Here is a 14,521-nt window from a genome sequence, read left to right on the forward strand (position 1 = left end):
GGGACTGTCGTCTCAGGCGGCGGGGTGGACGCGTGCGTCGCGGGCGGTCCGCATGCCGTCCCAGCGCCTGGCGGCGGGGGCGGGCAGGTCGAGCTGGTCGAGGACGCGGGAGGTGATGTGGGTGACGATGTCGTCGACCGAGGCGGGGTGGTTGTAGAAGGCGGGCATCGGCGGCACGATCCGTACGCCCTTGCGCGCGAGGTCGAGCATGTTCTCCAGATGGATCTCGCTCAGCGGGGTCTCGCGCGGCACGAGGACCAGCGGGCGGCGCTCCTTGAGGACGACGTCCGCGGCCCGGCCGATCAGTCCGTCGGCGTAGCCGGTGCGGATGCCGGCCAGGGTCTTCATCGAGCAGGGCACGATCACCATCCCGTCGGTGCGGAACGACCCGGAGGCGATGGTGGCCCCCTGGTCCTCCGGGCCGTGGACCACGTCGGCCAGCTCGGCGACCTCGCGAGCGGTGCGGCCCGTCTCCAGCTCAAGAGTGGTCCGGGCCCAGCGGCTGAGGACGAGATGGGTCTCCACCTCGGGCAGTTCGGCGAGCTGCTCCAGCAGCCGGACACCGAGGACGGCTCCGGTCGCTCCGGTCATCCCCACGATCAGTCGCATGTCGCCAGCTCCTTGCCCAGTCCGGTCTCTGCGCTTTCGACCGTAGGAGCGGTTCGGTGCCCGGCAAGGGTAGGCTCGGGACTCACCATGGGAAAAAACGGTCAGCGTCAGCTTGAGATCACCGATGTGTCGTACCGTCCGTCGCTGAGCGCACCGATCGGCATGGACGTCCTGGACTTCACCGAGCTGCTGGCCCGGGGTGCGCGCCGGGGCATCGATCTGTCGGCGCCGCAGCGGCCGGACTTCCATCACCTGATCCATGTCACCGCGGGCACGCTGCGCCACCGGGTCGACTTCACGGACTGCGCGGTCGAGGCGGGCGGCTGGCTGTGGGTGCGGCCCGGGCAGGTGCACCAGTACGTCCCCGACGATCTCACGACGACCCGGGGCACGATCGTCATCTGGCAGCCCGGTTTCGTCCTGGCCGAGCCCCCGTACGACCAGTCACCGCTGCACCCGGCACAACCCCACGCCCGGGCAGCGGACTTGACGCTCCGTCACCTCTCCCACGAATACGCCGACTTGACCTCACTCCCCCTCGACGCCCACCTCCAGACCCTCCGCATGCTCCTCTCCGTCCTGCTGCTGCGCCTCTCGCACGTCCGCCCGGACCCGGTGTCCTCCGCCCCGGCCGACGACACGTTCCGCCGCTACAGCGCCGCCGTAGAACGCGACTTCCGCACCAGCCACCAGGTGGCCGACTACGCCGCCGCCCTCGGCTACAGCCCGCGCACCCTCACCCGCGCGACCCTCGCGGCGACCGGCACGACCGCCAAGCAGTACCTCGACGCCCGGATCCTCCTGGAGGCCAAGCGCCTCCTCGTCCACACCGACGCGACGGCGGCGGACGTCTCCCGCACCCTCGGTTTCGGCGAGCCGACCGACTTCGCGAAGTTCTTCCGCAAGCGGGACGGGCGTACACCGCTGGAGTTCCGGGCGGTGGCGCGCGGGCAGAGATGAGTCAGCCGAGCGACCGGAGGTGCGTATGCGGGAGTTCCAGCCGGGCGGGACCGCCGTACGACGTGATGTGTTCCGGCGGAAGGTGTGGAGTGCGCATGCGTTGCGGGTCGTCGAGGACACCGCCGAGGCGCTGGTCGTGGGGTGCCGGCCGGGCGCGGAGTCGCTGGTCCCGACGACCTGGATCGAGTGGCTGCGCATGGGCGACGAGACCGCCCGCCTACGCGCCCTGCCGAACCTGGCCCGCGGCAACTGGCAGCTCGGACAGTGGACTTGGCGGAGTACGGCCCATCTCCAATGGGTCCCGCCCGACACGTGGTTCAGCGTCAACGCGTTCTTCGACGCCACGGGCGAGGGCCAACTCGCGCACTGGTACGTCAACTTCCAGCGTCCGATGCGCCGTACGCCCATCGGCTTCGACACCTTCGATTTGTTGCTGGACCTGGTGGTCGCGCCCGATCTGTCGCGGTGGGAGTGGAAGGACGAGGACGAGTACGCCCACGGCCGCCGGTTGGGGGTGGTGAGCGAGAACGACCATCGGGCGGTGGGAAGGGCTCGCGAGGAGGCGGTCGCGATGATCGGGGAGGCCGTCGGGCCGTTCGCCGTCGACCGGGGGCTGCGGAACTGGCGCCCCGAACCTCACTGGCCGGACCCCCGACTGCCCGCCGGTGTACTGGCCTTGGACTAGCCGGCGCCACCCGGCTCTCCTGACTTCCCGAAGCGCACCGGCAGTTCGCTCAAGCCCCGCAGCAGCGTGCTCGTTCGCCACGTCAGTGTCGCGGGGTCGGTGGCGAGTGCGAGGTCGGGGCAGTGGTGCAGCAGGAGGCGTACGGCGATGGCGGCCTCGGTGCGGGCCAGGGGTGCGCCCAGGCAGTGGTGGAGGCCGTGGCCGAAGGCGAGGTGTCCGGGGCCCCGACGCCGAACGTGGAAGCGGTCGGGTTCGGGGAAGTGCCGGGGATCGCGGGAGGCCGCTGCCAGGGAGATCTGCACCGCGTCGCCGGCCGGTATGCGGGTACCGGCGAGGTCCAGGGACTCGGCCGCGAAGCGGAACGCGGTGGCGTGGACGGGCGAGTGGTAACGCAGCGACTCCTCCACGGCGGCACCGGCCAACTCCGGCTCGGAGCGCAGCAGTTCGAGCTGGTCGGGGTGGGTGAGCAGGGCATGGACGGTCGCGGAGATCAGGTTGACGGTCGTCTCGTGACCGGCGACGAGGAGGAGGAAGGCCATTCCGAGGAGTTCCTCGGAGGTGAGGGGCGACTCGGTGGCGGGTTCGCGGGCCGCGGCGACCAGGTCGCCGAGCAGGTCGGTCGCTCCGGTGCCGCGCTTGCGGTGGATCAACTCGGCCAGGTAGCCGCCGAGCGCGGCGGCGGCCGAGGCGCCCGCTTCGGGCGAGGCGGGCATGACGAGTTCGTTCGACCAGGCGTGGAACACCGTACGGTCGACGGCGGGCACCCCGAACAGGTCGCAGATCACCGTGACGGGCAGCGGCAGGGCGTACCGGCTCACCAGGTCCACCGTTCCGTGCTCCGGCAGTTCGGCGAGCAGATCGCCGGCGATCTCCACGATGCGCGGGCGGAGGGCGGCGATCCGCGCGGGCGTGAAGTGGCCCGCGACCAGCCGCCGTAGCCGGGTGTGGTCCGGCGGGTCGGTCTGCAGCATGTTGCGGCCGAGGGCGTGGCCGCCGTCGTCCTGCCAGGTGGAGGAGTGGCGGATGTCGTTGCGCAGACGAGGGTCGGTCAGCGCGGCACGTGCCGCGTCCCGGCCGACGACCAGCCAGCTCTCACCACTCCCCGGCACCAGGACACGGTGCACGGGACCCCGCTCGCGCAGGGCCGCGTAGACGAGGTGGGGATCGGCGGCCAGGTCATGACCGCCGGGGGCCAGATCTTGCAGGGTGGGTACCGACACGGCTTTCCTTTCGATGGTCACCGGGTGCGCGGGAGCTGCCGCCTGGGCATGGTCGGCTCGGGCGGCCACCGGGTGTTGGCGGTCGGGTCATGGCCGTCGGAGACCAAGCCCCGCGGGACGGGTACGGGCACGGCACTCCTTTGCACAGTCACCGGACGCTCCGGGTCGGACGGTCACCCGCCGTCGCGCCATACGGCAGGCACCGTGGGCGCGGGAGCCGCCGCCTGGGCGTGGTCGGCTCGGGCGGCCACCGGGCGTTGGCGGTCGGGCCATGGCCGTCGGAGACCAAGCCCCGCGGGACGGGTGCCGGCACGGCACTCCTTCCCAGAGTCACCGGACGCTCCGGGTCGGACGGTCACCCGCCGCCGCGCCATACGGCAGGCACCGCGGGCGCGAGCGCCGTCCCCTGGGCGTAACCGGCTCGGGCGGCGGCCGGGCGGCGGGGGTCGGCGGTCAGGTCGCGGCCCATCGCCTTTCGGGCCGCGCGGTCGGGGGTCAGGAGGGTGATCTCGGCTCCCTGGGCGGCGAGTTGGGCCGCCTGTTGCGGGGCGCCGGGGTGTGGGCCGACCGCGGTCGGTATCGGTGCGACGGCCAGGATGTGGCGGTGGCCGGCGGCCAGGTGAAGGTTGGCGGTCGTGCGGCTGCCGCCGTCGATCCAGCGTCGGCCCGCGGCCGTGACGGGCGGCGAGACGAGAGGGACGGCGCAGCTCGCGGCGACCGCTTCGAGGAGCGGGAGTTTCGAGTCGGCGTCGAACGTCTCCAGGGTCCCCGTCACGGCGTCCACGGCTGCGATCCGCAGGGCTCGGCCCGGCCAGTCCCGTGCGCCGCGCAGCAACACCCCTACCGCGTCGAGGAGTTCGGACTCGGGTCCGGTGCGTGCGCGGAGGGCGGCCCGGCCGAGCCGTCGTACCGAGCGCTGTGGATCGCGGGATCCCAGCGCCGCCCACAGGAAGCGGATCGTCTGGGCCTTGGTGACCCGCAGCTCCACCTTGTCGGCGCGGGTCACCTGACGTTCGTACATCTCCCGCGCCGCCTCGCCTGCCGCGAGCCGCGCGCCGAAGATCGCGCCCGCTGAGGTGCCGATAATCACGTCGGCCCGGTCGAGGTCGACGCCGGCCTCCGAGAGCCCGGCGAGCACCCCCGTCAGCCACGCCCCGCCGACGGGCCCACCGCCGCCCAGGACCAGTGCCGTGCCACGCATGACGCACCCCCGTTCCGAACAAAATGGGGACCGGTCCCCACTTGATGGATCGACGATAGCATCACTACCGGGGAGCACTCCCCACCAGCTCGGAAGATGAAGAGGACGCGGATGACGGGCCCGAACGACGTGCCGGCACCTGCTCGTCGCCGTGATGCGCGGCGCAATCGGGAGCTGCTGATCGAGGCTGCCCACGCCGTCTTCACCGAGCAGGGGCTGCACGCGCCGATCGATGTGATCGCCCGCCGCGCCGGCATCGGCAACGCGACGCTGTACCGGCACTTCCCCACCCGCGCCGCGCTGGTCGACGCGGTTTTCCGCGACCTGCTCACCGGCACGATGACGGCGGGCGAGCAGGCGCGTGCCGTCGACGACGCCTGGACGGGGCTGACCGGTTATCTGGAGACCGTCTTCGCGGGGCTGGCCGCCGACCGCGGCACGAACGACCTCATGACCACCCACCTCGACGGCGTCGAGTCGCTCCAGGCCGTGCACGCCCACAACCGCCGCACCGTGGAACTGCTGCTGGGCCGGGGCCGCGACCAGGGCACGGTCCGTGCGGATGTCACCCCGGAGGACGTCCTGTTCACGCTCGCCGCACTGGGCCGTACCGTCCCCGCCCTCACCTCGGCCGCAGGCCCCGACGCCTGGCGCCGCCCCCTGGCCCTCCTCCTCGACGGCCTGCGCGCCACACCCGCCACCGGCCCGCTCCCCTCCCCCGCCCTCACCGCGACACAGCTCAACGACGCGCTGCAGGGGCTCGGGCCGCGAAATTGAGTCCCTCTACGGGGTGAGCGCTGCGGCGTAGCACCCCTACGTGAGCGGCAATCAGTTCGCCCGGTCGGCTCACGCCTCGAATCGGCGTGCCCGGCAAGGGTGTTGAGCCTCGGGTGCGGCAACAGCGCTGCGGGCCGGAGTGGCACACGCTGCACGCGCTCCAGGCCCGCCGCCGACCGCAGTGGCAGGCGGGCTCGCCCCAAGAGCCCGGCCCACGGGGGAGTTGGCGGCCGAACAGCGAACTGCCCGGCGCCGAGGAGCAATTGACCGCTCCTTCGCCGCCGGGCAGTGCACCCCCGTACATTCATCTCGCCCAGGTCAGGACTCGACCCCGGCCTCCTCCAGCTTGCCGGTGCGCTCGGGCTCTTCCTCGCTCGGCGCCGCCTGGCGTACGGCCGGGATCGCCGCCGCGACCAGGGCCGCGAGCAGGGCGACGCCGCCGCCGATGAGGAGACCCGTGCGGAAGCCGCCCTCGGAGGTGAAGGTGTAGCCACCGGCCGTGTTGGTCATCTGGGCCAGCACCACGCCGATCACCGCGGCGCCGATCGAGGTACCGAGGGAGCGCATGAGGGTGTTGAAGCCGTTGGCGGCCGCGGTCTCGGAGAGGGGGACCGAGCTCATGATGAGGGCGGGCATCGCGCCGTAGGCCAGGCCGACACCGCTGTTGATGACGATGCAGACGACCATGAGGCCCCAGGCGGAGCTCATCAGGCCCATCGACAGGGCGTAGCCGGCGGTGATGACCAGGACGCCGCTGATGAGGGTGAACTTCGGGCCGCGGGCGTTGGTGAGCTTTCCGCCGAGCGGGGAGACGATCATCATCATGATGCCGCCGGGGGCCATCCACAGGCCGGAGGCGAGCATCGACTGGCCCAGGCCGTAGCCGGTGGCCTCGGGGAACTGGAGCAGTTGCGGCACCACCAGCATGCTCGAGTACATGCCGACGCCGACGAAGACCGAGGCGATGTTGGTGATCAGGACCCGGGGCCGAGCGGTGGTGCGCAGGTCGATCAGCGGGTCACCGGTGCGCAGTTCCCACACGCCCCAGCCCAGGAAGGCCGCGATCGCGACGGTGAACAGGCCGAGGACGGTGGCCGAACCCCAGCCCCAGTCGGCACCCTTGGAGATGCCGAGCAGCAGGCAGACCAGACCGACGGCGAGACCGAGGGCGCCGGGGGCGTCGAAGCGCTGGCCCTTGGCGGCGGCCGGTACGTCCGGGATCAGGAACCAGATCAGCGCGGCGACGACCGCGGCCAGGGCGGCCGAACCCCAGAACAGGGCACGCCAGTCGGCGTACTGGGCGACGGCCGCGGCGATCGGCAGGCCGAGGCCGCCGCCGATGCCCATGGAGGCGCTGACCAGTGCGATGGAGGGGCTGAGCCGCTCCTGCGGTACGACGTCCCGCAGCAGGGCGATGCCCAGCGGGACCATACCCATGCCCATGCCCTGGAGACCGCGTCCGACGATCATCGGGACGACGGAGGAGGAGAGCGCGCAGACCACCGAGCCGACGATCAGGGGGACGGAGCAGGCGAGCAGCATGCGGCGCTTGCCCAGCAGGTCACCTAGGCGGCCGACGACCGGCACGCAGACGGCCGCCACCAGCAGGGTGGCCGTGATCACCCACGCGGCGTTCGAGGACGAGGTGTGCAGCATCTCCGGCAGATCGGCGATGAGCGGGGTGACCAGCGTCTGCATGATCGCGGCGGTGGTGCCGGCGAAGGCGAGCGTGGCGATCACGCCGCCTGCACGGGCTGAGGGCTGGGGGGCGTCCATGACGGGACTCCTCGGCATGTCTGTTCAGTCGGAACGTGAAGGAATATGCATCGTACACATCGTATGTATCAGCCATGTGATGGGGATGATGCATAACGTCGTGCGAGGATGGGCCCGGCCGCACCGAACCGCGGGACCCGGCGGCGGCATCGGCAGGAAGCAGGAGGCAGCGGACCGATGGACAGGCGCACGCGCGAGGTCGAGTACGAGCAGATGCTCCTCAGCCGGCACGGACTGCTCGCGCAGAAGGGCGGGCGCCGCAAGGACGGTGTGCTGGAGCGCAGTGCCTACATCCTGCTGAGCCGGATCCGCGTCCAAGGGCCCATGTCCATCGGCGAGTTGAGCGACGCCTTCGGTCTCGACACGTCCACGCTCAACCGGCAGACGGCAGCGGCCATGCGGTCCGGCCTGGTGGAGCGCATCCCCGACCCGCAGGGCGGCATGGCCCGCAAGTTCCGCATCACGGACCTGGGCGCACGGATGCTCGACGAGGAGCGCGAGGGTCTCGTCCGGTCCCTGGACCAGATCATGGACGACTGGTCGGACGAGGACATCGACGCCTTCGCGGCTTTTCTACGACGCTTCAACACCGACATCGAGCGGATCGGCGGGCGTCCCTGGCCACGGCCGTGAGCCCCGCCCCGTGACAACTCACGGGGCGGGGCGGTCAGTTCACGCCGGGCGTGCCTGTGTCAGGAGGAGCGGCGGGCGCGGCCGGCCGCGTAGACGCCACCGGCGCCCAGGGCGATCACGAGGGCGGCACCGCCCGCTATGAGGCCGACCGGTGCGCTGGAACCGGTCTCCGCCAGCGGCTGCTTGCCACCGTTGGGCGTCGCCTTCGGAGAGGGTGAGGGCGTCGACGTCAGCGGCGGGACGTGCGCGGAGGTGGGAGGTGTCGTCGACGGCTTGGGGCTGGCCGGCGGGGTCGACTCCTCGGCGGGAGGCGTGCTGTCGGCCGGGGTCCCCGGCGTCTCCGGCGGGGCCGAGGCCGGCTGGGTCGGCGTCGGGGTGGGCGACTCGGGCGTGCTCGGGGTGCACTCCTTGTCGCCGCCGTTCCAGGCCGCGATGAGGTGGTACGGCGTCATGATGTTGTCGGGCTGGTACGGAAGGGGACCGTGACCCTCGCCCGTGCCGCCGTCGTAGGTGACGTCGTCGCCGTACAGGTCGATCTGGCCGTAGCAGTCGGGCGACTTGACCTTCAGTTGCTGCCAGGTGTCCTGCGAGCCCGCGACGTCCTTGGCGGTGAGGTACACCGTGGCCTTGTCGACCATGGCCTGGTGGCCGGAGGTGTACCAGTTGGGGCCTTCGGCGGTGTACTCGGCGAGCGAGACGGGGTACTTGCAGCTGTCACCGACGCTCTGGTCGGGGGCCAGCCGGACCTCGACGGTGCCGGGGATGGTGTCCCACTGGAGGAACCCGCCCTGCGAGGTCCAGTCCGCGCCGACAACGTTTCCATCGGCGCCGACGATGCGGTACTGCACGGTGGCGGACTGGCAGGCGTCGGAGTCGGTGGCGCTCGCCGGGCCGGCCGCGAGCACGGGCGCGGCGGCGGCGACGAAGGCGGTGGCTGCGAGGGCGGACAGGGATCGGAGGTGGTGCGAACGTGACAAAGTGAGCCTCGACGATGGTGAAAGGTGTGGGAGGTGGCAGAGCGCGAGCGGCGGGCGCACGAAGGGAAACGATCGAGGGCGTGCGCGACCGGACCGCTCGCAGGCGCTTCGCTCAGCAAAGGCACAGCGAAGCAAGCTGAATTCTTGTCACCTTTCACAACTCCCGTCAATCCTTCACCAGTTGGCCACAGGTCAAGATCAGGGCACGATCGTGACGAGGTGCCAGCGCAGTCCCTCCAACTCGACGTACAGGCCGGGGTCGAGGAGTTCGTCGCCGTCCCGGTCGTAGGTCAAGTCGGCGAGCAGGTCGGTGAGTTGGCGGGGGCCGCCGCCGAGATCCGTCCACGGGAGGCGGACGCGGCCCTGGGCGGGCTGTTCGGAGAGGTTGACGACGACGAGGTGACGGCCGGCCTCCGTGGTCCAGGACCAGGCGACCAGGTTCTCGTGGGTGGGGTTGTCCGGCCAGCCGGTGCAGTCGAGCAACTGCCACTCGCCGCCCGTGCGCATGCCGGAGGCGGCGACCGCGGCGAGCAACTGGTGGTGGAACGCGAGGAGTTCCTTGTCGACGGGCTCCTCCGGCCGGCGGGAGAGGAAGACCGGCGGGCGTACCCGTCGCCCCTCGAACTGACCCTCGTGCCAGAGGGTCGCGCCGGGCAGCGTCGCGATGGTGACCGCCGCCGCCCGTTCCCGCTCGGGTGACAGCGTGGCGGCGGCCCGGGGTTCGTCGTGGTTCTCCAGGAAGCGGACCAGGCCGCGCTGGTAGCCGAGGTCGGCCCGCAGATGGCCGCGCACCGAGTCCGCGCCCTCGTGCAGCAGCCGGTCGTAGAGCCGTTTGTCGTAGCAGTGGTCGAACCCCTGCTGCTGGAGGGCCCATTCGAGGTCCCAGTAGGCCTCGGCGACGAAGAGGAGGTCGGGGTGGCGCTCACGGACCCGCGGGACGACGTACGGCCAGAAGTCCTCGGCCGGTGCCGTGCCCGCGCGTCCGCCCCAGGTCTTCGCGAACACGTCGGTCATCAGCAGCATGGCCATGTCGCAGCGCACGCCGTCCGCCTGGTCGCCGATCGAGGCCAGGGTGTCGACGGCCGCCGTCCGCAACTCCTCGCTGAAGGCGTTGAGTTGGACGACGTCGGGCCAGGGCGGGAAGTAGGGGTCGCGGCCCCGGGCGAAGACCTTGCCGCCGGCTTCCAGGAAGGCGGCGGGGTCACGGGCCAGGTCGTCCGGGGTGCCCTGGACCAGGCAGCCGGGGCGTTCGGTCAGCCAGGGGTGGTCGGGGGCGACGTGGTTGGGGACGTAGTCGAGGATCAACCGGAGGCCACGCGAGGCCAGTTGGGCGCGCGCCTGCGCCAGTCCCTCCGGGCCGCCCAGGGAGGCGTCCACGGCGTAGTTCCGGACGCAGTACGGCGATCCGGCCACGTCCTCGGGGCGGAGGTCGGGCAGTGCCGCGCGGAACGACTCCTGGAGCGAGGCGTCGCGCAGTGCGATCTCCAGTCCGGCCGGGCTGCGTTCCCACACGCCCATCAGCCAGACGGCGTCCACGCCGGCGAGCGCGACCTCGTCCCAGGCGGGCGCGGGCACCTCGCCGAGGGTGATCGGGCGGCCGTAGCGGCGGCTCAACTCCCCCAGCCAGACGATGGTGTTGATCTCGTAGATCACCGGGTGCTCGGGCCAGGCGGTCATGAGAGCGGCTCCTCTCGGTCGCCGGTCGGGCGCAGGCTCTCGCGGCTCCGGGCCGACCACTCGCCGCCGCCCAGGGTCTGGAAGAGGGTGGCGGTGACGGCCGACAGGCCGGTCCAGCCGGTCTGGTGGGAGGCGCCGAGGCCGGCGCCGTTGTCGCCGTGGAAGTACTCGTAGAAGAGGATCAGGTCCTTCCAGTGCGGGTCCTTGGCGAACTTGGCCTGGGCGCCGTGCACCGGGCGGTGTCCGTCCTCGTCGCTGAGGAAGGTGGCGGTGAGCCGGTCGGCGATCTCGCGGGCGACGTCGTAGAGCGTGAGCTGTCGGCCCGAGCCGGTCGGGCACTCGACGGTGAACTCGCTGCCGTGGAAGGCGTGCAGGTTGAGCAGTGCGCGGATCAGCAGCAGGTTGACCGGGAACCACACCGGGCCGCGCCAGTTGGAGTTGCCGCCGAACATCCCGGAGTCGGACTCGGCGGGCAGATAGCCGACGCCGTACGTCTCCCCGTGCACCTCGAAGGTGTACGGGTGGTCGGCGTGGTGGCGGGAGAGGGAGCGGATGCCGTGCGGGCCGAGGAACTCGTCCTCGTCGAGCATCCGGGACAGGATGCGCCGCAGCCGGTCCTCACCGAACAGGGCGAACAGATACCGGCCGTCGGCGTTCGGGCCCAGCGCCTCGTGCGAGGAGACGGTGGCCTCGACGGCCGGATGGCGCTCGATGAACTCCCTTGCTCCCGCGACCAGTTCGGGGAAGCGCTGGTCCGCCCAGCCGCCGACCAGGCTGGTGGCCGCGAGGGGGATCAGTCCGACGAGCGAGCGGACCTTGAGCCGCGTCGCCGTACCGTCGGGCAGCCGCAGCACGTCGTAGAAGAAGCCGTCCTCCTCGTCCCACAGGCTCGCGTTGTCGGCGCCGATGCGGTTCATGGCGACGGCGATCCACGCGAAGTGCTCGAAGAGGGACTGTGCCTGCTCGATATAGACGGGGTTGTCGACCGCCAACTCCAGGGCGATCTCAAGGAGGTTCTGGCAGTAGAGCGCCATCCACGCCGTACCGTCCGCCTGGTCGAGGTGGCCGCCGGTGGGGAGCGGGGCGCTGCGGTCGAAGACGCCGATGTTGTCGAGGCCGAGGAAGCCGCCCTGGAAGACGTTGTTCCCGTCGGTGTCCTTGCGGTTGAGCCACCAACTGAAGTTCTTCATCAGCTTCTGGAAGGCGTTCTCCAGGAAGGCGCGGTCGGCCTTGCCGGTGCGGTGCTTCTCCAGCTCGTAGAGGAACAGGGTGGCCCAGGCGTGCACGGGCGGGTTGACGTCCCCGAAGTTCCACTCGTAGGCCGGGATCTGGCCGTTGGGGTGGAGATAGAGGCGCCGTAGCAGGAGGTCCAACTGGCCCTTGGCGAAGGTGAGATCGACCATCGACAGGGCGACGGTGTGGAAAGCGAGGTCCCAGGCCGCGAACCACGGGTACTCCCAGGTGTCCGGCATCGACATGATCTCGTCGTTGACCATGTGGTACCAGTTGCTGTTCCGCACCCGGGGGTCGGAGGCGAGCGGGTCGACGCCGTGCTCGGACAGCCAGCGCTCGACGTCGAGGTAGTAGTACTGCTTGCTCCACAGCATGCCGGCCAACGCCTGCCGGACCAGGCGCCGTTCGTCGACCGGGGTGTCGGCGGAGGTGATGCCGTCGTAGAACTCGTCCGCCTCGGCGCGGCGTTGGGCCATGACCGTCTCGAAGTCGCCGGTCCAGTCGGGCAGTTCGGCGGCGGTGAGGCGGAGGCGGACGGTGGCGCTCTGGCCGCCCGGGATGGTGAGCACGTGGTGGACGGCGGCCTTGGTGCCGGTCCGTTCGGGGTTGACGGCTCCGGTCTCGCCCTGGACCACACAGCGGTCGATGCCGTCCTTGACGTACGGGGAGGCGTTCGAACTGCTGAAGATCTTCTCGTTGTTGGTCTCGTTCCCGGTGAACAGGGTCGGCGCGTCCGCGTCGCAGTACAGCCAACGCGGGCCCAGCTCCGCGTGGTCGGCGCGGAGCGGGCCGCCGGGTTCCTGATGGATGGAGGGGACGGCGGTGCCGCCCGCCCAGGACCAGGTGTGCCGGAACCACAGGGTCGGCAGCAGGTGCAACGGGGCTTCGTCGGGGCCCCGGTTGTGCGCGGTGATCTCGATCAGCAGGTCCTCGGGGCCGGCCTTGGCGTACTCGACGAACACGTCGAAGTAGCGGTCCTCGTCGAAGATGCCGGTGTCGAGGAGTTCGTACTCGAAGTCGCCGCGCCCCCGGTCCCTGTTGGTGGCCTTGAGGTCCTCGTACGGGAACTCCGTCTGCGGGTATTTGTAGAGGTACTTCATGTACGAGTGCGTGGGCGTGCTGTCGAGGTAGAAGTAGTACTCCTTGACGTCCTCGCCGTGGTTTCCCTCGGAGTTGGTGAGGCCGAACATCCGCTCCTTGAGGATCGGGTCGCGGCCGTTCCACAGCGCGAGCGCGAAGCACAGCCGCTGTTTGTCGTCGCTGACGCCCGCGATGCCGTCCTCGCCCCAGCGGTAGGCGCGGGAGCGTGCCTGGTCGTGGGTGAAGTACGACCAGGCGTCGCCGCCCTGGCTGTAGTCCTCCCGTACGGTGCCCCACTGGCGCTCGCTCAGATAGGGACCCCAACGGCGCCAGGGCACCCCGGAGTCGTCGGCCTCGGCCAGCCGTCGCCGCTCGGCATCCGGTGTGTCATCGCTCGTCGCCATCGTGTGTCCTCCCCTTGGCCCGACCCATTCCCCCAGACTCGGGTGTCCCGGACCCGACGGCAACACGAACACCCGGGCGGAGGACGTCGGTACCCGTCAGGAACACCGCGACGGCGAGCAGCAGAGCCGCCGTTGCCGCGACCGGCGGCACCAGGAACGCTCCGGCACTGCCGTGGCGGTCGGCGAGATACCCGGCCAGGACCTGCCCGGTCGCGGTGCCGAGCGGTCCGCCCGCGCACAGGATCGTCAGGGCGACGGTCGCCCGGTCGGCGGGCGCGAGCCGTTCGGTGAGGGCGTAGAGGCTGATCAGGTACGGGGCGACGGTCACGCCGGCCACGGTCATGGCCGTAGGAAGGGCCTGCAGTCTGTCCCCCACGGCCAGGGTGAGCGTGCCCAGCAGCAGGGTCGCCGCGAAGGTCAGGTACCGGTGGCGGAGGGTGAAGCGCGCGGGGAGCCAGGCGCAGGCGGCGCCGGCCAGGGCGCTGCCGATGCCGAAGAGGGCGTAGAGGAGTCCGGCGCTGTCCGGGTGTCCGCTGTCGTTGGCGTAGGCGGTGACGCCGGTCTGGGCGGCGCCGAACACCGCGCCCATCGCGGCCATGGCCAGGAACATGGCGGCAAGTGGCATGCGTGGCAGGGGAGTTCGCGGGGCGTGCGAGCTCTGCCGGTGCTCGGCGCCTCCTGGGGCCAGGGACAGGGCGAAGGGCAGGGCGGCCAGGACGAGGAGGGCGATGGCGGCCGTGGTCGGCGCTGTCGGGCCGAGGGAGGTGAGCAGTCCGACGAGCGCGGGTCCGGCGACGAAGCTGATCTCTTCGACGGTCGCCTCGTACGAGAGGGCGGTGGGTATGAGGTCGGCCCGGTCGCGGGCGTGGAGCAGGCGTGACCAGTGGACCCGTACCAGGGCGCCGACCGGGGGTTGGGTGAGTCCTGCCAGAGCTGCCGCGACGATCATGCTCGCGCGGCCGGTGTGGCTCGCCGCGATGAGGCCGGTCAGGGCGGCGGCGTTGGCGAGTGCGGTGACCGTGCCGACGCGGCGGTGGCCGTGCCGGTCGGCCAAGGACCCGGAGATCGGACCGCCGAGCGCGTTGGCGATGCCCTGGGCCGCCGCAGCGAGTCCGGCGAAGGCGTAACTGCCGGAGGCGGCCTGCACGAGGACGAGCGTCGCGAGGGACGAGGTGGCGTAGGGAAGGCGGGCGAGGAACCCCAGCGGGAAGAAGGCGGCGCCGGGAACGCGGAGAAGGGATCGGTACGCCATCGGCGTCTCCCATGAGCAGCTTGGAGAGACGCGCTAC

At 71.3% G+C, this 14,521-nt stretch carries 12 protein-coding genes; 4 read left to right on the forward strand and 8 right to left on the reverse strand.

All coding sequences use genetic code 11. The features are described from left to right. Nucleotides 1–12: 12 nt before the first annotated feature. Entirely contained in the window at nucleotides 13–609 is a 597-nt protein-coding gene (locus OG223_RS04245) for a non-oxidative hydroxyarylic acid decarboxylases subunit B (protein ID WP_329242530.1), read from the reverse strand. A gap of 87 nt (nucleotides 610–696) precedes the next feature. Between OG223_RS04245 and OG223_RS04250 the strand changes: the two genes are divergently transcribed. Continuing rightward, on the forward strand, nucleotides 697–1,569 hold the full coding sequence (locus OG223_RS04250; protein WP_329242533.1) for a helix-turn-helix domain-containing protein: 873 nt from the start codon (nucleotides 697–699) through the stop codon (nucleotides 1,567–1,569). Between the two features lie 25 nt (nucleotides 1,570–1,594). Next, nucleotides 1,595–2,254 (forward strand): DUF402 domain-containing protein, encoded by a 660-nt coding sequence (locus tag OG223_RS04255; protein ID WP_329242536.1) that lies wholly within the window; start codon nucleotides 1,595–1,597, stop codon nucleotides 2,252–2,254. On the opposite strand, the gene OG223_RS04260 is transcribed toward OG223_RS04255, so the two are convergent. Both OG223_RS04260 and OG223_RS04265 read right to left on the reverse strand, forming a co-directional pair. Further along, nucleotides 2,251–3,474: a cytochrome P450 family protein gene (locus OG223_RS04260; protein ID WP_329242538.1), complete on the reverse strand. Its 1,224-nt coding sequence runs from the start codon at nucleotides 3,472–3,474 to the stop codon at nucleotides 2,251–2,253. The two genes, OG223_RS04255 and OG223_RS04260, sit on opposite strands and share 4 nt — an antisense overlap. 355 nt (nucleotides 3,475–3,829) lie before the next feature. After that, the gene (locus OG223_RS04265) at nucleotides 3,830–4,675 is read right to left on the reverse strand and encodes a patatin-like phospholipase family protein (RefSeq protein ID WP_329242540.1); all 846 of its coding nucleotides are present in this window, start codon (nucleotides 4,673–4,675) and stop codon (nucleotides 3,830–3,832) included. A gap of 111 nt (nucleotides 4,676–4,786) precedes the next feature. Between OG223_RS04265 and OG223_RS04270 the strand changes: the two genes are divergently transcribed. Beyond that, nucleotides 4,787–5,452 carry a TetR/AcrR family transcriptional regulator gene (locus OG223_RS04270; protein WP_329242543.1) on the forward strand — a complete coding sequence of 222 codons (666 nt, stop codon included), beginning with the start codon at nucleotides 4,787–4,789 and terminating at the stop codon, nucleotides 5,450–5,452. Between the two features lie 318 nt (nucleotides 5,453–5,770). On the opposite strand, the gene OG223_RS04275 is transcribed toward OG223_RS04270, so the two are convergent. Beyond that, nucleotides 5,771–7,228, reverse strand: a complete 1,458-nt coding sequence (locus OG223_RS04275; protein ID WP_329242546.1) for an MFS transporter — start codon at nucleotides 7,226–7,228, stop codon at nucleotides 5,771–5,773. 177 nt (nucleotides 7,229–7,405) lie between these two features. Between OG223_RS04275 and OG223_RS04280 the strand changes: the two genes are divergently transcribed. After that, nucleotides 7,406–7,861, forward strand: coding sequence for a MarR family winged helix-turn-helix transcriptional regulator (locus OG223_RS04280; protein WP_329242549.1), 456 nt, complete (start codon nucleotides 7,406–7,408; stop codon nucleotides 7,859–7,861). A 59-nt stretch (nucleotides 7,862–7,920) separates the two neighbouring features. Here OG223_RS04280 and OG223_RS04285 read toward each other — a convergent pair whose 3' ends face one another. The 4 genes from OG223_RS04285 to OG223_RS04300 all read right to left on the reverse strand — a co-directional run bounded on the left by OG223_RS04285 (nucleotide 7,921) and on the right by OG223_RS04300 (nucleotide 14,484). Next, on the reverse strand, nucleotides 7,921–8,838 hold the full coding sequence (locus tag OG223_RS04285; protein ID WP_329242552.1) for a hypothetical protein: 918 nt from the start codon (nucleotides 8,836–8,838) through the stop codon (nucleotides 7,921–7,923). A 198-nt stretch (nucleotides 8,839–9,036) separates the two neighbouring features. Next, a complete protein-coding gene (locus tag OG223_RS04290; protein WP_329242555.1) occupies nucleotides 9,037–10,515 on the reverse strand; it encodes an alpha-amylase family glycosyl hydrolase in 1,479 nt (492 codons plus the stop codon). After that, nucleotides 10,512–13,232: an MGH1-like glycoside hydrolase domain-containing protein gene (locus tag OG223_RS04295; protein ID WP_329242558.1), complete on the reverse strand. Its 2,721-nt coding sequence runs from the start codon at nucleotides 13,230–13,232 to the stop codon at nucleotides 10,512–10,514. The genes OG223_RS04290 and OG223_RS04295 overlap by 4 nt, the downstream gene beginning before the upstream one ends. Then, the gene (locus OG223_RS04300) at nucleotides 13,216–14,484 is read right to left on the reverse strand and encodes an MFS transporter (protein ID WP_329242560.1); all 1,269 of its coding nucleotides are present in this window, start codon (nucleotides 14,482–14,484) and stop codon (nucleotides 13,216–13,218) included. Before OG223_RS04300 ends, OG223_RS04295 begins: the two co-directional genes overlap by 17 nt. Nucleotides 14,485–14,521: the final 37 nt, after the last annotated feature.

The organism is Streptomyces sp. NBC_01478, from assembly GCF_036227225.1.
Lineage (GTDB): Bacteria > Actinomycetota > Actinomycetes > Streptomycetales > Streptomycetaceae > Streptomyces.